This window comes from Pseudomonas sp. 50_B, from assembly GCF_017491625.1.
In the GTDB taxonomy this organism is placed as follows: domain Bacteria; phylum Pseudomonadota; class Gammaproteobacteria; order Pseudomonadales; family Pseudomonadaceae; genus Aquipseudomonas; species Aquipseudomonas danubii.
Genome location: NZ_JAFGYX010000013.1, coordinates 138,135 through 164,875, shown reverse-complemented (window position 1 = coordinate 164,875; position 26,741 = coordinate 138,135). Strand labels below are relative to the sequence as shown.

The 26,741-nt window shown below is 62.1% G+C and carries 23 protein-coding genes; 14 read left to right on the top strand and 9 right to left on the bottom strand.

Annotated features, from left to right (window positions below; genetic code table 11):
• Positions 1-6: 6 nt before the first annotated feature.
• Positions 7-2,526: an ATP-dependent helicase HrpB gene (gene hrpB / locus J5M73_RS19710; protein WP_110596238.1), complete on the bottom strand. Its 2,520-nt coding sequence runs from the start codon at positions 2,524-2,526 to the stop codon at positions 7-9.
• A 130-nt stretch (positions 2,527-2,656) separates the two neighbouring features.
• Between hrpB and J5M73_RS19705 the strand changes: the two genes are divergently transcribed.
• Together J5M73_RS19705 and J5M73_RS19700 are read left to right on the top strand one after the other, a co-directional pair.
• Positions 2,657-3,076: a polyribonucleotide nucleotidyltransferase gene (locus J5M73_RS19705; protein ID WP_102865373.1), complete on the top strand. Its 420-nt coding sequence runs from the start codon at positions 2,657-2,659 to the stop codon at positions 3,074-3,076.
• Between the two features lie 26 nt (positions 3,077-3,102).
• A complete protein-coding gene (locus tag J5M73_RS19700; protein ID WP_207816025.1) occupies positions 3,103-3,999 on the top strand; it encodes a cation diffusion facilitator family transporter in 897 nt (298 codons plus the stop codon).
• Here J5M73_RS19700 and J5M73_RS19695 read toward each other — a convergent pair.
• Entirely contained in the window at positions 3,993-5,072 is a 1,080-nt protein-coding gene (locus tag J5M73_RS19695) for a DUF6515 family protein (protein ID WP_207816023.1), read from the bottom strand. The two genes, J5M73_RS19700 and J5M73_RS19695, sit on opposite strands and share 7 nt — an antisense overlap.
• Positions 5,073-5,485: 413 nt before the next feature.
• On the opposite strand from J5M73_RS19695, the gene J5M73_RS19690 reads away from it, so the two are divergent.
• Both J5M73_RS19690 and J5M73_RS19685 read left to right on the top strand, forming a co-directional pair.
• Complete coding sequence (locus tag J5M73_RS19690; protein ID WP_102865370.1) at positions 5,486-5,965, top strand: Lrp/AsnC family transcriptional regulator; 480 nt, start codon at positions 5,486-5,488, stop codon at positions 5,963-5,965.
• A gap of 104 nt (positions 5,966-6,069) precedes the next feature.
• A complete protein-coding gene (locus J5M73_RS19685; protein ID WP_003228500.1) occupies positions 6,070-6,279 on the top strand; it encodes a DUF2788 domain-containing protein in 210 nt (69 codons plus the stop codon).
• Here J5M73_RS19685 and J5M73_RS19680 read toward each other — a convergent pair.
• From J5M73_RS19680 to J5M73_RS19665, 4 genes are all read right to left on the bottom strand, one after another.
• Positions 6,274-6,840, bottom strand: coding sequence for a pseudouridine synthase (locus J5M73_RS19680; protein WP_162884158.1), 567 nt, complete (start codon positions 6,838-6,840; stop codon positions 6,274-6,276). The two genes, J5M73_RS19685 and J5M73_RS19680, sit on opposite strands and share 6 nt — an antisense overlap.
• Before the next feature lie 146 nt (positions 6,841-6,986).
• A complete protein-coding gene (amn, locus tag J5M73_RS19675; protein WP_162884094.1) occupies positions 6,987-8,459 on the bottom strand; it encodes an AMP nucleosidase in 1,473 nt (490 codons plus the stop codon).
• A gap of 137 nt (positions 8,460-8,596) precedes the next feature.
• Complete coding sequence (locus J5M73_RS19670) at positions 8,597-10,249, bottom strand: acyl-CoA dehydrogenase family protein (RefSeq protein ID WP_110596243.1); 1,653 nt, start codon at positions 10,247-10,249, stop codon at positions 8,597-8,599.
• Between the two features lie 74 nt (positions 10,250-10,323).
• Positions 10,324-12,690, bottom strand: coding sequence for a hybrid sensor histidine kinase/response regulator (locus tag J5M73_RS19665; protein ID WP_102865366.1), 2,367 nt, complete (start codon positions 12,688-12,690; stop codon positions 10,324-10,326).
• Positions 12,691-12,981: 291 nt separating this feature from the next.
• On the opposite strand from J5M73_RS19665, the gene J5M73_RS19660 reads away from it, so the two are divergent.
• From J5M73_RS19660 to J5M73_RS19645, 4 genes are all read left to right on the top strand, one after another.
• Positions 12,982-13,779, top strand: a complete 798-nt coding sequence (locus J5M73_RS19660; protein WP_042941299.1) for a hydroxymethylpyrimidine/phosphomethylpyrimidine kinase — start codon at positions 12,982-12,984, stop codon at positions 13,777-13,779.
• 18 nt (positions 13,780-13,797) lie between these two features.
• On the top strand, positions 13,798-14,421 hold the full coding sequence (thiE, locus tag J5M73_RS19655) for a thiamine phosphate synthase (protein ID WP_102865365.1): 624 nt from the start codon (positions 13,798-13,800) through the stop codon (positions 14,419-14,421).
• Between the two features lie 18 nt (positions 14,422-14,439).
• A complete protein-coding gene (gene hemL, locus J5M73_RS19650) occupies positions 14,440-15,723 on the top strand; it encodes a glutamate-1-semialdehyde 2,1-aminomutase (RefSeq protein WP_207816020.1) in 1,284 nt (427 codons plus the stop codon).
• A 221-nt stretch (positions 15,724-15,944) separates the two neighbouring features.
• Positions 15,945-16,499, top strand: a complete 555-nt coding sequence (locus tag J5M73_RS19645) for a tetratricopeptide repeat protein (RefSeq protein ID WP_207816016.1) — start codon at positions 15,945-15,947, stop codon at positions 16,497-16,499.
• A 47-nt stretch (positions 16,500-16,546) separates the two neighbouring features.
• Here the strand turns inward: J5M73_RS19645 and J5M73_RS19640 are convergent, their stop codons facing one another.
• Positions 16,547-16,873, bottom strand: a complete 327-nt coding sequence (locus J5M73_RS19640; protein WP_007927079.1) for a DUF1820 family protein — start codon at positions 16,871-16,873, stop codon at positions 16,547-16,549.
• A 134-nt stretch (positions 16,874-17,007) separates the two neighbouring features.
• Between J5M73_RS19640 and miaB the strand changes: the two genes are divergently transcribed.
• The 5 genes from miaB to lnt all read left to right on the top strand — a co-directional run bounded on the left by miaB (position 17,008) and on the right by lnt (position 22,602).
• A complete protein-coding gene (miaB, locus tag J5M73_RS19635) occupies positions 17,008-18,336 on the top strand; it encodes a tRNA (N6-isopentenyl adenosine(37)-C2)-methylthiotransferase MiaB (RefSeq protein ID WP_162884095.1) in 1,329 nt (442 codons plus the stop codon).
• A gap of 199 nt (positions 18,337-18,535) precedes the next feature.
• On the top strand, positions 18,536-19,555 hold the full coding sequence (locus J5M73_RS19630; RefSeq protein WP_102865361.1) for a PhoH family protein: 1,020 nt from the start codon (positions 18,536-18,538) through the stop codon (positions 19,553-19,555).
• On the top strand, positions 19,548-20,006 hold the full coding sequence (gene ybeY / locus J5M73_RS19625) for an rRNA maturation RNase YbeY (protein WP_102865360.1): 459 nt from the start codon (positions 19,548-19,550) through the stop codon (positions 20,004-20,006). Before J5M73_RS19630 ends, ybeY begins: the two co-directional genes overlap by 8 nt.
• 42 nt (positions 20,007-20,048) lie before the next feature.
• Positions 20,049-20,888, top strand: coding sequence for an HlyC/CorC family transporter (locus J5M73_RS19620; RefSeq protein ID WP_011063653.1), 840 nt, complete (start codon positions 20,049-20,051; stop codon positions 20,886-20,888).
• Positions 20,889-21,078: 190 nt separating this feature from the next.
• A complete protein-coding gene (gene lnt, locus J5M73_RS19615; RefSeq protein WP_102865511.1) occupies positions 21,079-22,602 on the top strand; it encodes an apolipoprotein N-acyltransferase in 1,524 nt (507 codons plus the stop codon).
• Between the two features lie 45 nt (positions 22,603-22,647).
• Here lnt and J5M73_RS19610 read toward each other — a convergent pair whose 3' ends face one another.
• Complete coding sequence (locus J5M73_RS19610) at positions 22,648-23,409, bottom strand: YdcF family protein (protein ID WP_102865359.1); 762 nt, start codon at positions 23,407-23,409, stop codon at positions 22,648-22,650.
• 123 nt (positions 23,410-23,532) lie between these two features.
• Positions 23,533-23,853: a hypothetical protein gene (locus tag J5M73_RS19605; protein WP_102865358.1), complete on the bottom strand. Its 321-nt coding sequence runs from the start codon at positions 23,851-23,853 to the stop codon at positions 23,533-23,535.
• A gap of 260 nt (positions 23,854-24,113) precedes the next feature.
• Here J5M73_RS19605 and leuS point away from each other — a divergent pair, with 260 nt between their 5' ends.
• Positions 24,114-26,720: a leucine--tRNA ligase gene (leuS, locus tag J5M73_RS19600; protein WP_207816015.1), complete on the top strand. Its 2,607-nt coding sequence runs from the start codon at positions 24,114-24,116 to the stop codon at positions 26,718-26,720.
• The last annotated feature ends 21 nt before the right edge of the window (positions 26,721-26,741 follow it).

Here is a 26,741-nt window from a genome sequence, read left to right as displayed (position 1 = left end):
CCCGCTTTACTTGCGGGGTTTGATCCGCGCCGTAGCCTCGGCAATCAGCGGATCGTCCGGCCAGTAATGCTTGGGATAACGGCCCTTGAGATCCTTCTTCACCTCGGCGTAAGTGCTGCGCCAGAAGTTCGCCAGATCCTGGGTGACCTGCACCGGACGCCGCGCCGGCGACAGCAGGTGCAACTTGACCACTTGGCGGCCACCGGCAATCCGCGGCGTGTCCGACAGCCCAAACAGCTCCTGCAGGCGCACCGCCAGAATCGGCGGCTGCTCACTGTAGTCCAGACGGATCGAGGAACCCGAAGGTACCGTCAGATGATGCGGAGCCAGCTCGTCCAGGCGCTGGGGCAGCGGCCAGGGCAAAAGGTTGTGGACAATGCTGGCCAGCTCCAGGTTGGCAAAGTGACTCAGTCGCGACACCTTGCCCAGGTAGGGCTGTAGCCACTGCTCCAGCCCTGCGAGCAAGGCGCCATCACTGACATCCGGCCATTGGCTCTCGCCCTTGTCCGCCAGATCCAGCTGCCGCAGCAAGGTCACCCGAGCCTGCCACTGGCGCAGCTCCGGGGTCCAGGGCAGCAGCTCCAGGCCCTTGCGCCGCACCAGATTGACCAGGGCCTGGCTACGGGCTGACTCGTCCAGGCCGGTGAGCGGTTCACGGCTGAGTACCAGCTCACCAACCTTGCGTTGACGCTCGGCCCGCAGCACGCCTTCGCGCTCGTCCCAATCCAGCTGGTCGACGTTGCGCACCTGCTCTGCCAGCACCGTATCGAACAGGGTCGGATCAAAATCCGCTGCCAGGTAGATGCGCTCCTCACGCTGGCCCTGGCGGCTGCCCAGGTCGGCGATCACCAGCCAGGGCTGCTTCATCAGGTTGTCGGTTTCGCTGAACAGCGCCGCACGGCCGTTGGCCAGTCGATACTCGGCACCACCGGGACGGCGCTGCTGGGCCACCCGATCGGGGTAGGCCAGGGCCAGCAAGGCACCAAGCCAGCGCGGATGCTCGGGATCGGCGACCGCTGCCTCGGGCTGCCCTCGCAGGTAGCCACGGTACTGCCGCGCCAGTTGCCGCGCACGCTGGACACCACCCTGGGCACCACGGGCCGCGCGCTCCTCCCCGGAAAGCAGCACCAGGCGACTGTGCAGGTCGGCGCCGGCCCCGCGCAAAATGTCCCGTTCCCCCAGCAGGGCCGCGACGTCGCAGGCCATCTGCGCCAGCCCCAGGGACTGGCCGCGCAACAGCAAGTGGGCAATGCGCGGATGGGCCGGCAACTCGGCCATGGCCTGACCGTGGCGGGTCAGTGTGCCGTCATCGTTGAGCGCTCCCAGGCGCTGCAACAGGTCCTGGGCCTGTGCATAAGCGGCGCTGGGAGGCGGGTCCAGCCAGGCCAGCTGATTCGGGGTCACGCCCCAGCGCGCCAGTTGCAGGGCCAGACCGGCCAGGTCGGCCTGAAGGATCTCCGCGCCGGCATAGGCCGCCAGTTGTTCCTGCTGATCCGCCGACCACAAGCGATAGCACACGCCAGGCTCCAGGCGCCCGGCCCGGCCGGCGCGCTGGGTGGCGCTGGCCCGGGAGATACGCTGGGTGTCGAGGCGGGTCATGCCGCTGCCGGGATCGAAGCGCGGCACTCGGGCCAGCCCGGCGTCCACCACCACCCGCACGCCGTTAATGGTCAGGCTGGTTTCGGCGATATTGGTGGCCAATACCACTTTACGCCGCCCCGCCGGGGCCGGATCGATGGCCGCGCGCTGGGCGGCCAGGTCCAGCTCGCCATGCAGTGGACAGAGCAGAATCTCACTGCGCTGTCCCAAGGACTCGGCCAACTGCTGATGCACTCGCCGAATCTCGGCCTGGCCTGGGAGAAACACCAGCAGGCTGCCGCTTTCATCGTTGATGGCTTCAAGCACGGTCTGCACCACCCGCGGCTCGATGAACTCGCCGGGCTGGAACGGCCGACCCCAGCGCTGGGTCACCGGGAACATGCGCCCCTCACTGCGCAGGATCGGCGCATCGCCCAGCAGCGTGGAAAGACGTTCGCCCTCCAGGGTCGCCGACATCAACAGAATCTTCAGGGGCTGCTCGTCACGAAACAGCTCCCGGCCATTGAGGCTCAAGGCCAGGGCCAGGTCGGCATCCAGGCTGCGCTCGTGAAACTCATCGAAGATCAGCAGGCCAACCCCTTCCAGGGCCGGGTCGTCCTGCAGGCGTCGGGTGAGGATGCCTTCGGTGACCACTTCGATACGGGTCCGCGGGCCGACCTTGCTCTCCAGGCGGATGCGGTAGCCCACGGTTTCACCGACTTTCTCCCCCAGTTCGCTGGCCAGGCGCTCCGCCGCAGCCCGGGCCGCCAGGCGCCGGGGTTCGAGCATGAGGATGGTCTGTCCGGCCAGCCAGTCCTGATCCAGAAGCGCCAGGGGCACACGGGTGGTCTTGCCGGCACCGGGCGGGGCTTCGAGCACCGCTTCATGGCGCGCCGCCAGGGCCTCGCGCAATGCAGGCAAAACTTCATCAATTGGCAAAGAATTCATGCTGGCTCCAAAACAGAGGCGCGAGTATAACGGCGAACTGCCTGGGGTTAATCATGGTCTGAGTGCTGATCGACAAGACTCAATGCCCCGCTCCATTTCGCTTTGTCTGCATATTTACCAGGAGATATCCATGCGTATTCCCCACCGTGTCATTGGCGGCGTTCTGGTGACCACTCTGCTGACCCAACTCACGGCCTGTGGCTCGATCTTCTTTCCCGACCGCCGCGGCCAGATCGACGGCAAGATCGATCCAGTGGTGGTGGTGCTCGATGCCGTGGGCCTGCTGTTCTATGTCATTCCGGGGCTGATCGCCTTTGGCGTCGACTTCGCCACCGGGGCGATCTACCTGGAGCCGGGCAAGACCGCGCAAATCGCGCCGGAAAAACTCCAGCAGGCCATTGGCGCCGACGGTAAAGTCGACAACCGCAAACTGCAGGCCATTCTGGAAAGCGAACTGGGGGGCAGCTTCCCTCTGGATGATCCGCGCCTGATCCAGCACAAGGGCAGCGTGCAGCAATTGGCCTTGTACGGCCTGCAGCCTGCAGCCTGACCCCACCTTCAAGGAACCCGCCGCCGATGATTGGCAACCCGGAACACGCTCGCCTCCTGCGCCTGGCCACCCGCGCCTCGGTTACGGTGGCAGGCATCCTGATTGTGACCAAGGCCATCGCCTGGTGGCTCAGTGGCTCGGTGAGCATGCTGGCGGGGCTGACCGACTCGGTGCTCGACGGCTTCACCTCGCTGCTCAATCTGTTGGCGGTGCATTACGCCCTGCGCCCGGCCGATGATGATCACCGCTACGGCCACGGCAAGGCGGAGTCCCTGGCGGGCATGGCCCAGGCGCTGTTCATCGCCGGCAGTGCGGTGCTGATTGCCTTTCAAGCGTTCGAACGCCTGCAGCACCCGGAACCGGTAGGCGCACCCTGGCTGAGCATCGGGGTGATCGGGCTGTCGTTGGTGCTGACCATGGCGCTATTGATCCTGCAGCATCGGGTGATCCGCGAAACCGGCTCCAACGCGGTACGGGCCGACTCCCTGCACTACCGCTCCGACCTGCTGCTCAATGGCAGCATCCTCCTGGCCCTGGTACTGGCGGCCTTCGGCTGGCATCAGGTGGATGCCTGGTTCGGCCTGGGGATCGCCGTCTACATTCTCTGGAGCGCGATCCAGATCGCCCGGGAAAGTTTCTCGGTGCTGATGGACGAGGAACTGCCCGCCGATGTCAGCCAACACATGCTGGAACTGGCCTGCAGTGTGCCCGGCGTGCTGGGCGCCCATGACTTGCGCACGCGGATTTCCGGCAGCCACTGGTTCGTCCAACTGCATCTGGAACTGCCCGGCGACCTGAGCCTGTCGGTGGCCCACGCCATCAGCGATCGGGCCGCCGACGCGATCCACCAGGCCTATCCACGGGCCGAGGTACTGGTACACGCCGATCCGCAGGAAGTGGTCGACACCGCCAGGGCTCAGTAAGTGACCTGGTAGCCCCGCGAGCTCAGGCAGTTGCCCTGGGCCTGACGGTAGGCCTGCACCACTTGCGGGGCCGGCTGATAGGTTGCGCTGGCCGGATCGAAGCCACTCTGCTGCACCGCCCAGCGATAGCAGTCGTAGCGATCCTGATCGATCTGCTGTGGCGACTGGCCGTTGACCGGGTACGCCAGCACATCATAGCCATTGCCAGCCGGCTGCTGGTCCGGCGGCGGCACACCCACGGGCGGTTCGACCACAACATACTGCTGGGTGTTGGCTTCATAGGTGTAATAAGCCCCGGCAGCGAGGAAAAACAGCGCGCTGCCGATCCACACTTCACGCGCGTAGTCAGGCAGGTAGGCCACTCGAATCCCATAAGGCGGGCGCACCACCACATACCGTGGACCTTGTGGACGATACCAATAGCCCCCCGAGAAAAAGTAATCCTGGCCACGGTAAAGCACCCGGTAATTGCGCTCGGGGAAACGGTCAATCACGTAACCCGGGCGATACTGCGGACCTGGCCCCCAGCCGTTGCCATGCCCGTCGGGACGGCCCGGCCAGCGATAGTCGTCGGGGCGACCATGGTCGGGACGCGAGCCTGGACCACCGGCCTGCCAATGCGGGTTGTAGTCATTGCGCCGGGGAATGTCCTGGTAGTAGCCGCGCAGGGGTTCCTGGGTCTGGCGCACGGTATCGGGACGGCTCTGGATGGGCAGCCCTGGCGCCGGCTGCGGCTGCTGAGGAGCCGGTCGCCCCTGCTGATTGGGATCATGCTGGGGACGGTTCTGCCACTGCCCACCCGGATTCTGGCCGTTGTGTTCGAACTGCCGGCTGTTATCGCCACGAATGATCTCATTCTGCGGACGCGGTTGCTGCGGGGCAGGTTGCGCACGTTCAGGCGAGTTCGCCGGACCGCCCTGATGGCCCTCGCCACGCCCTTCGGGGGCATGCTCACGCTGCCCGCCGGAAGGTGCTCCCTGCAGTCTTTCGTCCCGCTCATCGGCGAGCACTTGCGCGCTGACGCTCACGCACAACACACCAACACCTGCCAAACGCCAGATGCGCGACTTCATGCTATTCCTCACTGCGGATTGGGGCCTGTACCTAAGACTGAAAAAGCCTGGGGCGGTTCTGCAGCAGATTATCAGTCACGAGACTTATTTCGCAGGCAATAAAAAAGGGCGGCCCGTCGGCCACCCCTTGAGATTTTGTCCGTGCTCGACGCTTGTGGCGCCGGCTCACCTCACTCCGTCTTCTGGACAGGGTGTAGCCCGGGGGCCGGATCAACCCTGTGGGGTTGGCGGCCGCGGCAGGCCTGATTCGGCGGGCCGCAGTGGACTCTATGTCCGGGCAGTGATTCTGGTGATAAGAATAGGCCTGGGCCGGCGACAGCGGATTGCGAAGATTGCTTGCAAAAACACCTCTTGCGCAATTTTTAACTAAAGATAGATAATTCAACGCAATACTTATGACAAAGGCCTGATTGATGAGCAAACTCGACCGCTATGACCTGAGTATTTTGGCGGAATTGCAACGCGATGCCCGCATCTCCAACCAGGAACTGGCCGAGCGCATCGGTCTGTCGCCCTCGCCCTGCTCGCGCCGGGTCAAGCAGCTGGAAGACGACGGTTATATTTCCCGCCAGGTCGCCCTGCTGGACCGCAAGATGCTCGGCCTGAGCCTGACCGCCTACGTATTGATCGGCATGGACCGGCACACGCCGGAACGCTTCGAGAACTTCGAAGCGGCCATCCGCAGCCTGCCCCAGGTACTGGAATGCAGCCTGGTGACCGGTGTGGACGCCGACTACCAGCTCAAGGTGGTGGTGCCGGACATGGATCACTATCAGAAGTTGCTGCTCGGCCACCTGACCCGTATCGACGGCGTGACCAGTGTGCGCTCCAGTTTCGTGCTCAATCAGGTGCTCAACAGCACCGAACTGCCCCTGACCCACCTGCGCAGCTGAATAGCGGCTGTGGCGACGTAACGCAGGCAGATCAATGCTCGGCAAGTGTCCCATGGCGTATACTCGCCCGGCATTTTTTGACCTGCCTGCAATGGAGATGATCGATGGACCCAGCAGTATTCGAAGAGTGGATGATGACCGGTCTGGTCAGCATCCTGATCATATTCATGGGTTTCATCGTCTGGGACCTGGCCAAGAAGTCCAAGGCCGGACGCTTCGGCTCCTTTATCCTGTTCTTCGTACTGGGCCTGGGCGTGGCCGCCTTCATCATCAAGAGCGTGGTGATCGGCCTGATCGAATCCGGCGCTCTATAAGCGCGCCGGCACTTCCTTCCACTGGCCCTGATCCAGGCCATCCAGGGTCCAGTCGCCAATCCTGACCCGCACCAGCCGCAAGGTCGGCAAGCCGACGGCGGCGGTCATGCGCCGTACCTGGCGATTGCGCCCCTCACGAATCACCAATTCCAGCCAATGAGTAGGCACGCTCTTGCGAAAGCGCACTGGCGGATTGCGCGGCCACAGCTCTGGCTCTTCCAGCCGTCGCGCCTCAGCCGGCAAGGTCATGCCGTCGTTCAACTCCACGCCGTCACGCAAGCGCTGTAACTGCTCAGCGCTGGGTTCGCCTTCGACCTGTACCCAATAGGTCTTGGCCAACTTGTGCTTGGGATCGGCGATCCGCGCCTGCAACTGCCCGTCATTGGTCAACAGCAGCAACCCTTCGCTGTCGCGGTCCAGGCGCCCGGCCGGGTAGACCCCGGGAATGGCGATGAAATCCTTGAGCGTCGCCCGTCCCTCACCATCGCTGAACTGGGTCAGCACGTCGAAAGGCTTGTTGAACAGGATCAGCTTCGGCTCGGCCGGTGGCGCCTTGGCCACGCGCTTGGAGGGAGAAACGGAAAACGGCTTCGCGCCAGGGCGACGGGAAGCAGGACGGGACGGACGGGACATGGGATCAGGAACATTCAGCGATCAGGACCGACAATGCTAGTGGCCTGATCGCCAAATGACCATGGATTAAACGCTTAGCGGAAAGGCGGCTCGTCGAAGCTGCGCAGTTTGCGCGAGTGCAGGGAGTTGAGCTCACTGCGCATCAGGTCCACGGCTTCGATACCGATCTTCAAATGCTGGCTGACCGCCCGCTCGTAGAAGGCATTGGCCGCCCCCGGCAACTTGATCTCACTGTGCAGGGGTTTGTCCGAGACACACAGCAAAGTGCCGTAAGGCACCCGCAGGCGATAGCCCTGGGCCGCGATAGTGCCGCTTTCCATATCCACCGCCACGGCCCGGGACAGGTTGATGAACGGACGTTCCTCGGCCCAGCGCAGCTCCCAGTTGCGGTCGTCGTAAGTCAGGACGGTACCGGTGCGCAGGCGCTTCTTCAGTTGCTCGCCCTTCTCCCCGGTGACATTGGCCGCCGCTTGCTGCAACGCCAGCTGGACCTCGGCCAAGGCAGGAATCGGAATGTTCGGCGGCACCACGCGATCAAGGATGCCGTCACGCCGCATGTAGGCGTGAGCCAGGACGTAATCGCCGATGGTCTGGGACTGCCGCAGTCCACCGCAGTGGCCAATCATCAACCAGCAATGAGGGCGCAGCACCGCCAAGTGGTCGGTGATGTTCTTGGCATTGGAGGGGCCGACGCCGATATTCACCAGGGTCACACCGTGGCCATCGCTGGCCTGCAGGTGATAGGCCGGCATCTGGTAGCGATGCCAGACAACACCGGCGGCGATTGCCGAAGCCTCGCCATGATCCATGCTCTTTTCAATGATCACGTTGCCCGGCAGGACCATGCGCACAAAACGCGGATCACTGCGCAGTTGCTCCAGGCCATGGACGATGAACTGGTCGACGTAACGGTGATAGTTGGTTAGCAGGATCCACGGCTGCACATGACGCCAGTCGCTGCCGGTGTAATGCACCAGGCGCCGCAAAGAGAAATCGACCCGCGCCGCATCAAACAGCGCCAAAGGCAGCGGGTGAGTGTTTTCCCAGTCGTAGAGACCGTCGGCGATACCGTCGGTGGCAGCCGACAGGTCGGTGCTGGGGAATACCCGGGCCAGGGCCGCCGCGGTTACGCCGGAACCGGCCAGTTCGTCGCCCTGTTCCACCACATAGGGATAAGGAATGTTCTGCTCGCTGACACCCACTTCCACCGTGACGGTGAAGTCATGCATCAAAGGCACCAGTTGCTCGAGCAGATAATTACGAAAGGCCGCGGGATGAGTGACGGTGACGCTGTAGGTGCCCGGCAGTTGCACCTTGGCATAAGCCCGGGTGGTCTGCGGAACTTCGCCATGGCAGTGGTAGGTCAGGCGCAATTCGGGATAGCGAAACAGCGCTCTTTGCTCGGCATCCGGCTCGACCCGGTCCTTGAGGTAACGCTTGAGCGCCTGGCTCAGGGCCGTGGTGGCCCGCTCATGCAAAGCAGCAAGCCGATCCACGGCTTGCTCGGCGGTTTGAACGACAATAAAAGCTTCGGTCACGGTAAGCATCCTGTGTTCTGATCTTGCAGGCGTTCATCTTGCCTGCAACACCGCCCCACGGGAACAGCGGAGTTACAGGAGCAGGCGTGTCGGCGCTGGCCATGGCGACAACGCCTCTTCGCCGACAAGCCGGCTGCTACGAAAGGTCAGAAGCCTTGAGGCGTGGAGCGGGCAACAATGGCGGCTACGTCCAGCCCGCGGGGCAAGGTACCGTAGACCCGACCGCTCTGCCCTCCAAGACGACTGGCGATAAAGGCGTCGCTGACCACCTCATTACCAGCCTCAAGCAGGAGCTTGGCCTGCAGGCCCAAGGCAATGTCCTCGGTCAGTTGGCGGGCGCGGTACTGGATGTCGCCGGTGTCCCTGAAGCTGTCCTTGAGCGCCGCAATATGCGCCGCCAGACGCTGCTCGCCATGCCCGTCCCCCAGCTCGGCAAACAATACATCGAGTACCCCGGGCTCTTTCGACAAGGCCCGCAGCACGTCCAGGCATTGCACGTTGCCTGAGCCTTCCCAGGTGGAGTTCACCGGCGCCTCGCGGTACAGCCGCGGCAGGATGCTGTCTTCGACATATCCGGCGCCTCCCATGCATTCGGCGGCCTCGTTGATCATGGCCGGGGCGCGCTTGCAGATCCAATACTTGCCCACCGCCGTCACTAGCCGAGAGAACTTCGCTTCCTGGGCATCGTCCTGATGATCCAGGGCTCGTCCCATGCGCATGCTCAAGGCCAGGGCCGCTTCGCTTTCCAAGGCCAGGTCGGCCAGCACGTTCTGCATCAGCGGTTGCTCACTGAGCACCCGCCCGCCGACGCGGCGATGGGCACAATGATGGCTGGCCTGGGTCAAGGCCTGGCGCATCAGCGAGCTGGAGCCGACCATGCAGTCAAAGCGAGTCATGGCGACCATTTCGATAATGGTGGGTACGCCGCGCCCCTCGTCACCGATCATCCAGGCCAGAGCGCCACGGAACTCCACTTCGCTGGAAGCATTGGAGAGGTTGCCCAGCTTGTTCTTCAAGCGCTGGATATAGAACTGGTTGCGGCTGTCATCCGGACGATGACGGGGCAGAAGGAAACAAGTCAGGCCCTTGTCGGTCTGGGCCAGGGTCAGGAAGGCATCGCACATCGGCGCCGAGCAGAACCACTTGTGCCCCACCAGCTCATAAGCCTGCCCCGGTCCCGGGGCTCCCACCGGATAGGCTCGGGTGGTATTGGCACGAACGTCGGTCCCGCCCTGCTTCTCGGTCATGGCCATGCCAATCGTCAGCCCGGTCTTGTGCTGCATGCCAACATTACGTGGGTCGTATTGAGTGGCGAGGATCTTCGGCAACCACTGCTCGGCGATGTCCGGCTGCAGTTTCAGCGCCGGCACGCAGGCAAACGTCATGGTCAACGGGCAACCGCTGCCCGCCTCGGCCTGACTGTGCAGATAGGTCATGGCGGCGCGGGCTACATGAGCCCCTGCTTGTGGGTCGGTCCAGGGCAGTGAGGTCAGCCCGCCCTCGATGGCCGCCTGCATCAACTGGTGATACGCCGGATGAAACTCCACCAGGTCGATCCGGTGACCAAAGCGGTCGTGACTGGAAAACACCGGTTTGTTCTGATTGGCCAGGAACCCCGCCTCCATCAGCGGACCACCCGCCAGGGCGCCATAGGCATCGACCCGGGATTCGGCCCAGCCGGCATCGAAGCGCCGCATCCACTGCTGCAACGGCAGGTCGATCCGATAGAGGTTGGCGCCGTCCAGGGCGGGCGGCTGGTTGGTGACTTCGTGAGTTTCAGCGAACTGGTGGAGGTTCATTGCGGGACTCCTTCAGGGTGTGCCAAGACCCCAGTTAAGCACCCGCTCTACCCCGAACAAAGTGGCATATCAGCCTAAATATCGGCACTTTCGCCTTGCTCAACACAAAGTACCCGCTTCAACAGCACCGCTTGCAGTGCCTCGAATTTCACCGGTTTGCCCAGGCAGTCGGCTCCTGCTGTCGCTGCACAACCTTCAGTACCAGGAGCGCAGGCCAGCAAGATGGGCAGGTGGGCGTATCCGGGCATTGCCTGGGCCTGAAGACGAAATGCCCCCAGTTGCGCTGCAGTGATCTGGCCATCGATCAGCACCGCGCTGACAAGTTCACGCCCCAGCAGTTGCAGCGCATCGGTGGGACTGCCGACGGTGCGAACTCGGTACCCCAGCTTGAGCAACATGCCCCGCACCACCAGTTGATCGACGTCGTTATCGTCCATCAGCAGCACGGTACAGTCCTGGGGCGCACGCCGATGAAGGGCTGTCGGCGCCCGAGGAGTGGGTTCCTGGACATCGAACTCCACCAGCAAGCGGAAACAACTGCCCTGTCCAGGCGTGGACTCATGGGTCAATTGCCCGCCCAGCAAGTCCACCAATTGCCGGCAGATCGCCAGGCCGATGCCCAATCCGCCGTATTCACGCGTCATGGAACCGTCGAGCTGGAAGAAACGCTGGTACAGCGTCGCCTCGTCCAGATTGACAAAACCTATCCCGCTGTCGATCACCTCAAAGCTCAGGCTCACCCGCTCGGCCGAAACAGACCGGGTGACCACCCGCAACACCACGCCACCGGAATGGGTGAACTTGACGGCATTCTCCAGCAGGCACTCCAGGCAATGGCTGAGCTTGCAGCGATCTCCCTGCAAGCGGTCGGGCAGCCCGGCACTGAGGTCGACCTGAAAGGACAGGGACTTGGCCGCCGCGCTGGCGCCAAACTGGGTTTGCAGTGCGCTGAGCATCGAACGCAGGCTGAACGGCTGGCGCTGGGCGCTGAGCTTGCCGGCTTGCAGTTCGGTCAACGTGAGGATGCCGTTGACCATGCGCATCATGTCCCGTGCCGAGCCGGCGGCGGTCTGCTGGTACTGCTCCATCTCCGGGTCCAGTTCCAGGGTCTGCATCAGCTCAAGCGAGCCGATGACACCGTTCATCGGCGTACGCAACTCGTGGGTCAGGGTAGCCAGGAACTCATCCTTGAGACGGTTACTGTGAGCCAGTTGCTGGTTCAGCACTTCAAGCTTCTGCCCGGCCTCAAGCAGCGTCTGGGCTTGTTGCTCACGCATCGAGTTGATCCGGTCGGCCAGGGCCAGGGATAGCAGCGCCACCTCGATCGCCGAGCCGATCTGGCTGGCGTACATGGTCAGGAATACGTTCGGCAGGTAACCCAGCACCATCAAGGTGTTGATCACCCCACCGAACAGAAAGGCCGACCAGGCAATGATGAAATAACGCGCCACCCGCAATCCGCGACACCAGGCGACGATCCCCGCCACATAAATCACCACGGTAAACAGCAGCGCCAAGGTGGTTGCCAGGCGCAAGGCCAGGGCGTAGCTGGTCATCAGTGACAAGGCCATGACCACTGCACCGAACGCCATCAGCGCCAGCAGCACCCGGTCAACCCAGGGACTGTGCCGGGAGGTCTGCAGGAAACTGCGGGCGAACTGACTGCCGAACAGCCCCGCGGCGCCGATGAAGAATGGCGTCGCCGCATTGGCCCACCACGGACTGTTGGGCCAGAAGTACTCCACTGCGGCACCGTTGACCGACAGTTGATAAAGACCGAACGAAGCGATGTAGACGATGTAGTAGAGGTAGCTGGTGTCACGCACGCTGAGATAGATGAACAGGTTGTACACCAGCATGCCCAGCAACACCCCGTAGATCAGCCCCAGCACGTAGAGCCGCACTGGCTGCGCCTCAAGGTAGGCAGTGGTGGACCAGAGGCTCAGCGGCGCCTGGATCGAACCTTCACTGGCCAGGCGCAAATAGACAGTCTTGTGCTCATGGGGGGAGAAATTCAGGTTGAACAGGTAATTGTTCTGCCGAATCTGTCGGCTGTCGAATGGCAAGGCATCGCCGGTGCGCTCCGCCAGACGAAAGCCACCGGCTTCATCGGGGACGTACAGATCCAGGTGATCCAGGGGCGGATAGGCCAGTTCCAGCAACCAGCTGCGCTGTGCCGTGGGATTGCCGGGGCGGTATTGAAGGTCGATCTTCAGCCAGAAGGCCGAACGTGAGTAACCGGCATTGAGGGTGTCTTTATCGTGGGGTTTGAAGTGCTCAGCCAAGGGCCCCGAACTGACATCGGCAATGGTTGCTTCGCCACCCGCGTCTTCGAATACTTGCATCACTCGGCCCAAAGGCAAGCGTTGAGTGAACTCGTCGAACTCGACGGCGCCAGCCAGCATCGGCAAGCTCAACAGCAACATCAGCAAATAGCGCATTAAAGCCCCAGCGTGGCTTGTCCGGTGGTGTCAGGAAGTCCCCCATTTCCCTTGAGCAGACGCAAGACCGGCATGACCTGTTATTGGTTTGAATGCACTCTAGCATAGCCGTTGATGGCCAATGAACACCATTGAAAATTTTAGTCTAAAGGCTCTAGAACGGGCCTTTCAGCGCAATCCAGCGAGCTAGAGCTGTTGCATCGGTCAAGAAGATCGAACACGGCAAAGCGACAACTTCCATTGCGCACCAGGCGCCGCGAAAAAAAGCGTTTGGTGGTAAGCTCGCCGCCCATGAATATCTACAGCTCTCGCCCCGTTGTCCTCTGTCTCTCCGGCCACGACCCCAGTGGTGGCGCCGGCTTGCAGGCAGATATCGAAGCCCTGCTGGCTCAGGGTTGTCACGCAGCTCCGGCTGTCACCGCCCTGACCGTGCAAGACACGGTCAACGTCAGCGATTTCCGCGTTCTGGATCGCGAGTGGGTATTGGCCCAGGCCAATGCCGTGCTCAACGACTCCACTGTCGCCGCGGTCAAGCTGGGCATGCTGGGCTCCCTGGAGATGGTCGACACCGTGGTCGAACTGCTCCAGGCACACCCACACCTGCCCCTGGTGTGCGACCCGGTGCTGCGCGCCGGCGGCGGTGGCCGCCTGGGCAAGGATGAAGTGGGCTACGCCATGCGCGAACGCCTGCTGCCCCTGGCCACCATTGCCACTCCCAACCTTCCCGAAGCCCGAATTCTTGCGGAACTGCCAGAAGGCAGCGCCGACCAATGCGCCGAAAAACTCCTGCCGTTCGTCAAGCACCTGCTGATCACCGGCGGCCATGGCGATGAACACGAAGTGCACAATCGCCTGTACAGCCGTGACGGCCTGCGCGAGACCTACACCTGCCAGCGTCTGCCAGGCAGCTACCACGGCTCCGGCTGCACCCTGGCCAGTGCCCTGGCCGGACGTCTGGCCCAAGGCGAACATCTGGCCAGCGCCGTAAAGTCGGCCCTGGACTACACCTGGCGCACCCTGCGCGACGCCGAGCAACTGGGCCGCGGCCAGTTTGTCCCGCGCCGCTTGCCGTTGGATTTCTGCTCGTAATGTCATGAGGCCCGCTCAATGAAACTACGTGGTCTGTACGCCATCACCGACAGCCAGCTGTTGGCCGGCAAGTTCCTGAAGTACGTGGAGGCAGCGCTGGAAGGCGGCGTCACCCTGTTGCAGTACCGCGATAAAAGCGATGACCAGGCCCGCCGTCTGCGGGAAGCCGAAACCCTGCTGAACCTGTGCGAGCGCTACAAGACCCGCCTGATCATCAACGATGACGCCGAGCTGGCGGCACGCATCGGTGCCGGCGTGCACCTGGGCCAGAGCGACGGTCCCCTGACGCCGGCCCGCGCCCTGCTGGGGCGCCAGGCCATTATCGGTTCGACCTGCCACGACCAATTGCCACTGGCCGAGCAAGCCGCGAAGGAAGGCGCCAGCTATGTCGCCTTCGGCCGCTTTTTCAATTCCACCACCAAACCCGGCGCGCCCACGGCCAGCCTGGAGTTGCTGGATCAGGCCCGGGCCAGCCTGCATCTGCCGATCTGCGTGATTGGCGGCATCACCCTGGAAAACGCCGCTCCCCTGGTGAACCACGGCGCCGACCTGCTGGCGGTGGTTCACGGCCTGTTCGGCGCCGATAGCGCCGACGAAGTGACCCGTCGCGCCCGCGCCTTCAACGCCCTATTCAACAGCTGATTTTTTGAGAGCCCGATCATGTCCCGTTCCGAAACCCTGTTTGCCGACGCCCAGAAACACATCCCTGGTGGCGTCAACTCGCCGGTCCGCGCCTTCAAGAGCGTGGGCGGCACCCCGCTGTTCTTCAAGCACGCCGAAGGTGCCTACATCACTGACGAAGACGACAAGCGCTATGTCGACTATGTCGGGTCCTGGGGCCCGATGATTCTCGGCCACAGTCACCCGGACGTGCTGGACGCGGTACGCAAGCAGCTGGAGCATGGCCTGTCCTACGGCGCCCCGACTGCCATGGAAACCGAAATGGCCGATCTGGTGTGCTCCATCGTTCCCTCCATGGAAATGGTGCGCATGGTCAGCTCCGGCACTGAAGCCACCATGAGCGCGATTCGCCTGGCCCGTGGCTTTACCGGCCGCGACAGCATCATCAAGTTCGAAGGCTGCTACCACGGGCATTCCGACAGCCTGCTGGTCAAGGCCGGTTCCGGCGCCCTGACTCAAGGCGTACCCAGCTCTGCCGGTGTACCTGCAGCTTTCGCCAAACACACGCTGACCCTGCCCTTCAACGACATCGCTGCAGTGGAAAAAATGCTGGCGGAAGTGGGCCAGGAAGTGGCCTGCATCATCGTCGAACCTGTGGCCGGCAACATGAACTGTGTGCCGCCGGCACCGGGCTTCCTCGAGGGGCTGCGCACTCTTTGCGACCAACACGGCGTAGTGCTGATCTTCGACGAAGTGATGACCGGCTTTCGTGTCGCTTTAGGCGGCGCCCAGGCCCATTACGGCGTGACTCCAGACCTGTCCACCTTCGGCAAGATCATCGGCGGCGGCATGCCAGTGGGCTGCTTCGGCGGCAAACGCAAGATCATGGAACACATTGCGCCCCTGGGTCCGGTCTACCAGGCCGGCACCCTGTCCGGTAACCCACTGGCCATGGCTGCCGGCCTGACCACCCTGCGCCTGATCAGCCGCCCGGGCTTCCACGCCGAACTGAGCGACTACACCAGCCGCCTGCTCGAAGGCTTGCAGCAACGCGCCGATGCCGCAGGCATTCCGTTCGTCACCACTCAGGCGGGCGGCATGTTCGGCCTGTACTTCAGTGGCGCCGACGATATCGTCACCTTTGACGATGTGATGGCCAGCGATGCCAACCTGTTCAAGCGCTTCTTCCACCTGATGCTGGAAGGCGGCGTGTACCTGGCGCCAAGTGCCTTTGAGGCCGGTTTCACCTCGATCGCCCACGGCGAGACTGAGCTGCAACTGACCCTGGATGCAGCAGAGCGCGCATTTGCCGCCCTGAAATAAGCGCTACATGGCTGGCATGGTGACCGACCATGCCAGCTTCGTGCTTTACTCGAACTTTCCCTTGGCAAAGGGGGAAATACGCGGCAAACCAGCGGATATCGCGGCCACGCAGCAGAAAAACGAGTAAAGACTTTGTAAGGTTGGCCCTGCTTATTTCATAATGCGCGCTTATTGGACCCCCTCGCCGGGTCCGCGCGCCCCTCAGAGGTAAGTCGATTCCCATGAACCGCACCGGCCGCGCCCTGACATTGGGCTGCCTGTTGCTCCTTCAGCCCCTGCTCGCGCACGCACAAGCAGGCGGCAACTCGTTGTTGATCCCAGCGATGGGTCGCTGCACCCTCGATCCCCAGGCACAGGAACAGGCCGAGGCGCTAGCCGCGTGCCAGAAAGCCGCCGATGAAGGGGATGCACAGGCGCAATACGAGTTGGGTGAGTTCTACTACGAGGGTAAAGGCGCGCCGCAGGACCTCAATCAAGCCCTGAGCTATTTCGAAAAGGCCTCGTTGCAAGGCCATGCCCAGGCGCAGTTCAAGCTCGGCACCATGTTCTTCCACGGCGAAGGCGTGCCGGCCAACAACGTTCAAGCCTACATCGTGCTGAAGATGGCTGCGGTCAATGGTGCCGAAGACGCCCTGGACACCGCCGACGAAGTCGCCGAGCACATGCAGCGTGACGAACTGGAAGTTGCGACCCAGGTGCTGGCGCAGATCTTCCGTAAATACCTGATGGAACTGCAAAGCGCCGATGGGCGTTCGCCTTTCTCGCCCCTGCCGTAACCGCTTCGCGCCACTCACCGGCAAACTGGCGCCTACGCAAACCAGGCTTACTTTTCGGGCATTGGCATGGGAAACGGCATGACGTTGCTTACGCCACGAGCCTCGCTGATCTTCGGTGTGCCTAGGCGCTCCACTTCGTCGATGCGCACAATCGAATGCATCGGCACAAAACTGCGCACAACGCCTTCGAACTGAGCCTTGAGTTTTTCTTCGCTCGGATCGACGACCACTTGCGTGCGCTCGCCAAAGACGAACTCTTCCACTTCCAGAAAGCCCCACAGATCACTTTGATAGATCTGCTTGGCGTACATTTCGAACACCTGGCCCTGGTTGAGAAAAATCACCTTATAGATTGGGGCTTCACGTTTGGTCATGGTGGGCGGGCAACACATCGGGGGACAAAAATAGGGCGCGAACTATAGCATAGCTACCCGATGCACAACGCTAGGAACCTGTAGGTATGGCCCCTATAATGCGCGGTTCTTTGAATCACGTGAGACCGAGGTCCATGGCCAAGAAGCTTTACATCGAAACCCACGGTTGCCAGATGAACGAGTACGACAGCTCGCGCATGGTGGACCTACTGGGTGAACATCAGGCCCTGGAAGTCACCGCCCGCGCCGAAGACGCTGACGTCATCCTGCTCAACACCTGCTCCATTCGCGAGCGCGCCCAGGACCGGGTGTACTCGCAACTGGGGCGCTGGCGCGAGCTGAAGCTGGCCAACCCGGACATGGTGATCGCCGTCGGTGGCTGCGTGGCCAGTCAGGAAGGCGCGGCCATCCGTGATCGAGCGCCCTACGTGGACGTGGTCTTCGGCCCGCAGACGCTGCACCGCCTGCCGGAAATGATCGACGTCGCTCGCGCCACCAAGCTGCCGCAAGTGGATGTCTCATTCCCGGAAATCGAAAAGTTCGACCACCTGCCCGAGCCGCGCATCGACGGCCCCAGCGCCTATGTGTCGGTGATGGAAGGCTGCAGCAAGTACTGCACGTTCTGCGTAGTGCCTTACACCCGCGGCGAAGAAGTCAGCCGGCCATTTGACGACGTGATCGCCGAGATCATCCACCTGGCGGAAAACGGTGTGCGTGAAGTCACCTTGCTGGGCCAGAACGTCAACGGCTACCGGGGGCAGACCCACGACGGGCGCATGGCGGACCTGGCCGAGTTGATCCGCGTAGTCGCCGCTGTCGATGGTATCGAACGAATTCGCTACACCACCTCGCACCCCCTGGAGTTCTCCGACAGCCTGATCCAGGCTCATGCCGAAGTACCAGAGCTGGTGAAACACCTGCACCTGCCGGTGCAATCGGGCTCGGACCGCATTCTGGCGGCGATGAAACGCAATCACACAGCTTTGGAATACAAGTCCAAGCTGCGCAAGCTACGGGCGGCAGTCCCGGGAATCTGCATCAGCTCGGACTTTATCGTCGGCTTCCCCGGCGAGACGGAGAAAGACTTCCAGCAGACCATGAAGCTGATCGAGGACGTAGGCTTCGACTTCTCCTACTCCTTTATCTACAGCCAGCGCCCAGGTACCCCGGCTGCAGACCTCGCCGACGACACACCCGAAGCGCTGAAGAAGGAGCGTCTGAACGCACTGCAGCATCGCCTGAACCAGCAAGGATTCGAGATCAGCCGACAAATGGTCGGCTCGACCCAACGCATTCTGGTCACCGATTACTCCAAGAAAGACCCTGGCGAATTGCAGGGTCGTACCGAGAACAACCGAATCGTCAACTTCCGTTGCGACAATCCCACACTGATCGGCCAGTTCGCCGACGTGCACATCGATTCGGCGCAGCCCCATTCGCTGCGCGGCTCGCTGTTATCGTAAGCACTGACTTGTGTAGGAGCGGGCTTGTGCAGGAGCGGGCTTACCGGCGAAGAAACCTTCAAGAGCACCTTCGCCGGCAAGCCGACTCCTACAAAGTAAGCATCACCGGCCATTGCACCGCATAAGAGCTTTCGCACCCAGGCCGCTGGCGTTATCCTTGAATTCATCTTAATTGCCGTTGGGCGGCTAAAAAACGACCTTGAACGCACCCATAGAACCTCATCGTTTCATCCTCGAGCCCTTCGAGGCTCGCCGCTTCGCCAATCTGTGCGGGCAATTCGACGAGCATTTGCGCTTGATCGAACAGCGCCTGATGATCGAGATCCGCAACCGCGGCAATCAGTTCGAGCTGATTGGCGAACCCAAGCACACCACCTCCGCGGAAAATCTTCTGCGCCGTCTCTACCGGGAAACCAAGGGCACCGAGCTATCGCCGGACCTGGTACACCTGTTCCTCCAGGAATCCGCCGTGGAAGAGTTGGACAACCCATCGGTGGCCGATGCGGCCATAGCCCTGCGCACCAAAAAAGGCATGATTCGCCCTCGCGGCCTGAATCAGCAGCGCTATGTCAAAGAAATCCTCGGCAATGACATCAACTTCGGCATTGGCCCGGCCGGTACCGGCAAAACCTACCTCGCGGTGGCTTGCGCCGTAGATGCCCTGGAGCGCGAGCAAGTGCGGCGCATCCTGTTGGTGCGGCCAGCCGTGGAAGCGGGCGAGAAGCTCGGTTTCCTGCCCGGCGATCTGGCACAAAAAATCGACCCGTACCTGCGCCCGCTGTATGACGCGCTGTATGAAATGCTCGGTTTCGAACAGGTGGCCAAGCTGATCGAGCGCCAGGTCATCGAGATCGCGCCTCTGGCCTATATGCGCGGCCGGACCTTGAACAACAGCTTCATCATCCTCGACGAAAGCCAGAACACCACCGTGGAACAGATGAAAATGTTCCTCACCCGAATCGGCTTCGGCTCCACCGCAGTGATCACCGGCGACATCACCCAGGTCGACCTGCCCAAAGGCACCAAGTCGGGCCTGGCCCAAGTGATCAACGTGCTCAAGGATGTACCCGGCATCAGCTTCACTCACTTCATGCCCAAGGACGTGGTGCGCCATCCACTGGTGCAACGCATTGTCGAAGCCTATGAACGCTTCGAGCTGCGAGCCGAGGACGAGGCCGCCAAGGCTTCAGCCGACAGAGGCAACCGCCGCGATGCTTGAGCTTGACCTGCAACGCGCCAGCCAGCAGCCGGCCCCCAGCGATGAAGAGTTCCGCCAGTGGTGCGAACTGGCTCTGCGCCAGCGCACCGCCGATTCGGAACTGACCATCCGCCTGGTGGACGAAGACGAAGGCCGTGAGCTGAATCACACCTGGCGTCATAAAGATTACGCAACCAATGTGCTGTCATTTCCTGCCGACGTGCCGGATGAACTGCTGGATATCCCCTTGCTGGGGGACCTGGTGATCTGCATTGCGGTGGTCGAACGCGAGGCCGCCGAACAAGGCAAGGAACTTAAGGCCCACTGGGCCCATCTGGTCATTCACGGCTGCTTGCATCTGTTGGGTTACGACCATATAGATGATGACGAAGCCGAAGAAATGGAAGCACTGGAACGAACGTTGCTTGCTGAGCTGGGTCACCCCGACCCGTATGCAGACGACGAAAGCTGATCAACAACCACCTGTAACAACCAAGGATTCAGAGCAATCGCTATGAGCGAAGATCGATCGAGCAACGGGCAAAAGTCATGGCTGGGCAAACTGACCCAGGCTTTTGCCCATGAGCCGAAAAACCGCCAGGAGCTGCTGGAGCTGCTGCGCGAAGCCCATCAGAACAAATTGCTGGACAGCGAAGCGCTGGCCATCGTCGAAGGCGCCATCCAGGTAGCTGACCTGCAAGTCCGGGACATCATGGTTCCGCGCTCGCAGATGATCAGCATCAAGGCGACCCAGACACCCCGGGAGTTCCTGCCTGCAGTCATCGATTCGGCGCACTCGCGCTACCCGGTGATCGGCGAAAGCCATGACGACGTGATGGGCGTCCTGCTGGCCAAGGACCTGCTACCGCTGATCCTCAAGGAGAACGGCGACAGCTTCAACATCAAGGACCTGCTGCGCCCGGCGACCTTCGTCCCCGAGTCCAAGCGCCTGAATGTGCTGCTGCGCGAGTTCCGCGCCAACCACAACCACATGGCCATCGTCATCGACGAATACGGCGGCGTGGCGGGCCTGGTGACCATCGAAGACGTGCTGGAACAGATCGTCGGCGACATCGAGGACGAGCATGACGTCGAGGAAGACAGCTACATCAAACCGCTTCCCAGCGGCGACTTCCTGATCAAGGCGCTGACGCCGATCGAGAACTTCAACGAGTTTTTCGACAGCGACTTCTCCGATGACGAGTTCGATACCGTGGGCGGCCTGGTGATGAGTGCTTTCGGCCACTTGCCAAAACGCAACGAAATCACTGAAATCGGCGCCTATCGCTTCCGCGTGCTCAACGCCGACAGCCGGCGGATTCATCTGCTGCGCCTGACCCCCATCTCCCGCTAAGGACAAGGGGCATCAGCCCTCCCCCGCACAGAATCATCGTCCCCAGGCCAACGACCTGGCCTGGGGACGACAGATCTCGGGGGCGGACTGTCAAACAGCGCTGCAGGATTCGCCGCTCATCTGAATTCACCCACCCCATCTCCTCGTGCCCCGCCCGGCGCGAAACAGGAAAGAGCTGATGAAACGCCTCTTGCAGCGCTCAACCCGACCCGGCTGGCCCGGCAACCTGCTAGCCGTTGCAGCCGGCGCCATTACCACCCTGGCCTTGGCGCCCTATGACATCTGGCCGCTGGCGCTGCTGGCGGTAGGACTGTTCTATGCCGGTCTGCGGGAGCTCACGCCCCGCCAGGCCCTCGGCCGGGGCTGGTGCTTCGGCTTCGGCCTGTTCGGCGCCGGTACCAGCTGGATCTACGTCAGCATCCACACCTACGGCGGCGCATCGGCTTTGCTCGCTGGCGTGCTGATGCTGGCCTTCATCGCCGCCATTGCCTGGTTCTTTGCCCTGCCCGCCTGGCTCTGGGCCCGCTGGCTGCGGCGCAACGAAGCACCGCTGGCGGATGCTCTGGCTTTCGCTGCCCTGTGGCTGGGGCAGGAAGCGTTTCGCGGCTGGTTCCTTACCGGTTTCCCCTGGCTCTACTCTGGCTACAGCCAGCTCGACGGCCCCCTGGCCGGACTCGCGCCTGTAGGCGGCATCTGGCTGATTTCCTTCTCCCTGGCGTTGACCGCTGCATTGCTCTACAACCTGCCGCGCCTGATCAAGGCCGGACGCAAGGGGTTTATCGCCGCCGGCCTGTTGCTGCTGGCTGCGCCCTGGGCAGTTGGCCTGGCACTCAAAGGTCACGCCTGGACCAGCCCTTCGGGTGATCCGCTTTCGGTCGCCGCCATTCAGGGCAATATCGAACAAAGCATGAAATGGGACCCGGCCGAGCTCAATGCCCAACTGGCTCTGTACCGCGACATGAGTTTCAGCAGCAAGCGGGTTGACCTGCTGGTCTGGCCGGAAACCGCGGTTCCGGTGCTCAAGGAGTCCGCCGAGGGCTACCTGACGATGATGGGCAACTTTGCCGCCGAGCGTCATTCCGCATTGATTACCGGCGTTCCGGTGCGCCAACTGGTGCACCATGAAAAACGCTACTTCAACGGCATCACCGTGACCGGCGAAGGCGATGGCACCTACCTGAAACAAAAACTGGTGCCCTTTGGCGAGTATGTGCCCCTGCAGGAGCTGTTGCGTGGCCTGATCGACTTCTTCAACCTGCCAATGTCGGATTTTGCCCGCGGCCCGGCCGACCAGCCGTTACTGCAAGCCAAGGGGTATCAGATTGCGCCGTTCATCTGTTACGAAGTGGTCTACCCTGAGTTCGCCGCCGGTCTTTCGGCCCGCAGCGACCTGCTGCTGACCATCAGCAACGACACCTGGTTCGGCACCTCCATCGGCCCTCTTCAGCATTTGCAGATGGCGCAGATGCGCGCCCTGGAAGCCGGACGCTGGATGATCCGCGCCACCAACAACGGAGTCACCGGGCTGATTGATCCGTTCGGCAAGATCACCGTGCAGATTCCACAGTTCGAACGAGGCATTCTCTATGGCGAAGTGGTGCCCATGCATAACCTGACACCGTACTTGCAGTGGCGCTCATGGCCACTGGCAGTGCTCTGCGCCCTGCTGTTTGGCTGGGCCTTGTTGGCCAGCCGCATCGCCAAGACCGTTTAGAAAGCTTCGCCCGCAAGCCGGCTCCGACTGGAGTCGGCCCTGTGATCAGCGATAAAAGAGGCGATAACCTAACTGGCCCACCGCCTCGTTCAGCAATTGGCCGCTCTGCCAGATCGACTTGAACTCCGGCATCCAGCCTCCCAACGGCCGAGCGTTGTCCACGCCCAGAAATCCTACCGGTGCTGGCACCACAACAAACCCTGCGCGCTCAAAACTCCAGACCGAACGGGGCATGTGCCAGGCCTGGGTCACGACCACCACGCGCTTGATACCCAGTGGCTGCAAGACTTCGGCGCTGAACTGGGCGTTTTCCCAGGTGGTGCGGCTACGACCTTCCTGCCAGCGCACGCTCACGCCAAAGTCATTGAGCAGCGATTCGGCCATCAGCGCAGCTTCGGTGGGCGGCGTACCGTAATGCAGGCCGCCGCTGGTCAACAGGGGCAGCCCGGAAGCCTTGGCCAGCCGCGCGGCATAACGCTCGCGCTCCAACCCCACGCCCGTGGGCTGATCAGAACCCCAAGCCGGATCACCCCGCTCACGGCCGGAACCCAGGACCACGATCGCGTCCGCCTGCTCTGCCAGGCTGGCCCATTGGCTCTGTGGCAAGGGCGGCAACCGTTCAAGCCCACGGGCACCCCACTCCACCATTACCGGCAGGCTCATCAACCAGAAGCCGCCCAAGCCCAGGACAAAGCACCATCGCGCCAGCCGAGGCCTGGACCGACGCAGACTCCAGGCCAGTAGAAGCAACAGCAAGAGAATGCCGGGCGGCAGCAGTAACTGTTTGATGAAATAACGAAAAGGCATCGAGCATCTCCAAAAGATGCTCGAAGCCTAAAGGGGATACCCATGCGGCAACAACCGTTGCCAGGCACTTTCGCTTTCGAGGTCCTCGGCAACGACCTCTCAACCCAATGAAGGGCTCGTGACCTACTTGAACTGCTGGGACCGGACGCTTACCGAATCCCTGAGGGGCGCCTGATCCTTCAACCAAATGACCTTGGCCGAACGGGGCCTTTCCTGGTGTTGCGGACTGCCCGATACATTGACCTGCATTTCATGCTGACTGCGGGCCAGGTAGGCCCTGATCAACTCGAACTCAGCAGGGCTCAACCCCCGCAGCTCCAACTCGACCGGCCGTTCATTGCGCAGTCGATCCGCAGTTCTTGCCGCATCCAGGGCCAGAGCCAGTCGATTCAGCAGCCTTTCATACACCTCCGGTTCTGTTACTTTTCGCTGCGACTCAAGCATCCGTTCACCTCATCGAAGATAAGAATCACTCCCCTTTTTGAGCTTAGTCGGACAGCTGGAAGCGACGCGCCGCCGCGACCAACGGCCCGCGCGAGCAATCAGGGTTTCCCTCGGCAGAGTGCGGTCATGTATGCTACGGCGCTTCCTGTAACTCCACTTCCAGCTCCACCGGGCCCTGAAAAACGCCGTATTTGGCGCCATCACTACCCGAGGTTGCGTTGAAGAGGATTAGGCCACCCCTATTCAGTACAAAAGTAGCCATGCACGAACACTATCAGCCCCGTGAAATCGAAGCCGCCGCCCAGTCGTTCTGGGATGAGCAAAAGTCCTTTGAAGTCAGAGAACAGCCAGGCAAGGAAACTTACTACTGCCTATCGATGTTCCCTTACCCCAGCGGCAAGCTACACATGGGGCACGTGCGCAACTACACCATCGGCGACGTGATTTCCCGCTACCAGCGCATGCAAGGCAAAAACGTCCTGCAACCCATGGGTTGGGACGCCTTCGGCATGCCGGCGGAAAACGCCGCGATGAAGAACAACGTCGCACCGGCCAAGTGGACCTACGAAAACATCGCCTACATGAAGACCCAACTGCGCAGCCTGGGCCTGGCGGTGGACTGGTCTCGTGAGGTCACTACCTGCAAGCCGGACTACTACCGCTGGGAACAGTGGCTGTTCACCCGCCTGTTCGAAAAAGGCGTGATCTACCGTAAGAACGGCACCGTGAACTGGGACCCGGTCGACCAGACCGTCCTGGCCAACGAACAGGTGATCGATGGCCGCGGCTGGCGCTCCGGCGCGCTGATCGAAAAGCGCGAAATCCCGATGTACTACTTCAAGATCACCGCCTACGCGGATGAGCTGCTGGAGAGTCTCGACGAGCTGCCGGGCTGGCCCGAGCAGGTCAAGACCATGCAACGCAACTGGATCGGCAAGTCCCGTGGCATGGAAGTGCAGTTCCCTTACGATCAGGCGTCGATCGGCGAAACCGGCACCCTGAAAGTCTTTACCACCCGTCCCGACACCCTGATGGGCGCGACTTACGTCGCCGTCGCGGCCGAACACCCGCTGGCCACCCTGGCCGCCCGCGACAACCCTGAGCTGCAGGCGTTCATTGCCGAATGCAAAGGCGGCAGCGTTGCCGAAGCCGACATGGCGACCCAGGAGAAAAAAGGCCTGCCGACCTCGCTGTTCGTCGAGCACCCACTGACTGGCGAGAAGCTTCCGGTCTGGGTCGCCAACTACGTGCTGATGCACTATGGCGATGGCGCAGTAATGGCAGTGCCTGCCCACGATGAGCGCGACTTCGAATTCGCCAGCAAGTACGGCCTGCCGATCAAGACCGTGGTGCGCACCAGCGCCGGCGATGAGACGCCTGCCCCTTGGCAGGACGCTTACGGCGAGCACGGCGAACTGATCAACTCCGGCGAATTCAACGGCCTGGACTTCCCCGGCGCGTTCGACGCCATCGAAGTGGCCCTGCTGAAGAAGAACCTCGGCCAATCGCGTACCCAGTTCCGCCTGCGCGACTGGGGCATCAGCCGCCAGCGTTACTGGGGCTGCCCGATCCCGATCATCCACTGCGACAGCTGCGGCGATGTGCCGGTGCCGGAAGACCAATTACCGGTCGTGTTGCCGGAAGATGTGGTGCCGGACGGCGCCGGTTCGCCCCTGGCACGCATGCCTGAGTTCTACGAGTGCAGTTGCCCGAAATGCGGCGCACCGGCCAAGCGTGAAACCGACACCATGGACACCTTCGTCGAATCGTCGTGGTACTACGCCCGCTACGCCTCGCCGCACTATGAAGGCGGCCTGGTGGAAAAATCGGCAGCCGACCATTGGCTGCCGGTGGACCAGTACATCGGCGGTATCGAACACGCCATCCTGCACCTGCTCTACGCGCGCTTCTTCCACAAGCTGATGCGTGACGAAGGCCTGGTGAGCTCCAACGAGCCATTCAAGAACCTGCTGACCCAAGGCATGGTGATCGCCGAGACCTACTACCGTCGTGAAGCCAACGGTGCCTACACCTGGTTCAACCCGGCGGACGTCGAACTCGAACGCGACAGCAAGGCCAAGGTCATCAGCGCCAAGCTGATCGCGGACGGCCTGCCGGTGGAAATCGGCGGCACCGAGAAGATGGCCAAGTCGAAGAACAACGGCGTCGACCCACAGTCGATGATTGACCAGTTCGGCGCAGACACCTGCCGCCTGTTCATGATGTTCGCCTCGCCACCAGACATGAGTGCCGAATGGTCGGACTCCGGCGTTGAAGGCTCGCACCGTTTCCTCAAGCGCGTCTGGCGCCTGGCTCAAGCACATGTCACACAGGGCCTGCCGGGCACACTGGACATCGCCAGCCTGAACGACGAGCAGAAAGCCATTCGCCGCTCGATCCACCAAGCCATCAAGCAGGCCAGCCACGACGTGGGCCAGAACCACAAGTTCAACACCGCAATCGCCCAGGTGATGACGCTGATGAACGTGTTGGAAAAAGCCCCGCAAGGTACCGAGCAGGATCGCGCACTGGTTCAGGAAGGTCTGGAAACCGTAACCTTGCTGCTGGCGCCGATCACCCCGCACATCAGCCACGAACTGTGGAATCGCCTGGGTCACGCCGACCCGGTGATCGACGCCGGCTGGCCGGTATTGGACGAAAGCGCCCTGGTTCAGGACAGCCTGCAACTGGTCATCCAGGTCAACGGCAAGCTGCGCGGCCAGATCGAAATGCCGGCCAGCGCCAGCCGTGAAGAAGTCGAAGCCGCGGCGCGCAGCAACGAGAACGTGCTGCGCTTCACCGAAGGCCTGACCATCCGCAAGGTCATCGTGGTGCCTGGCAAACTGGTCAACATCGTCGCCAGCTAATTGGATCGGGCGCCCGGTCCG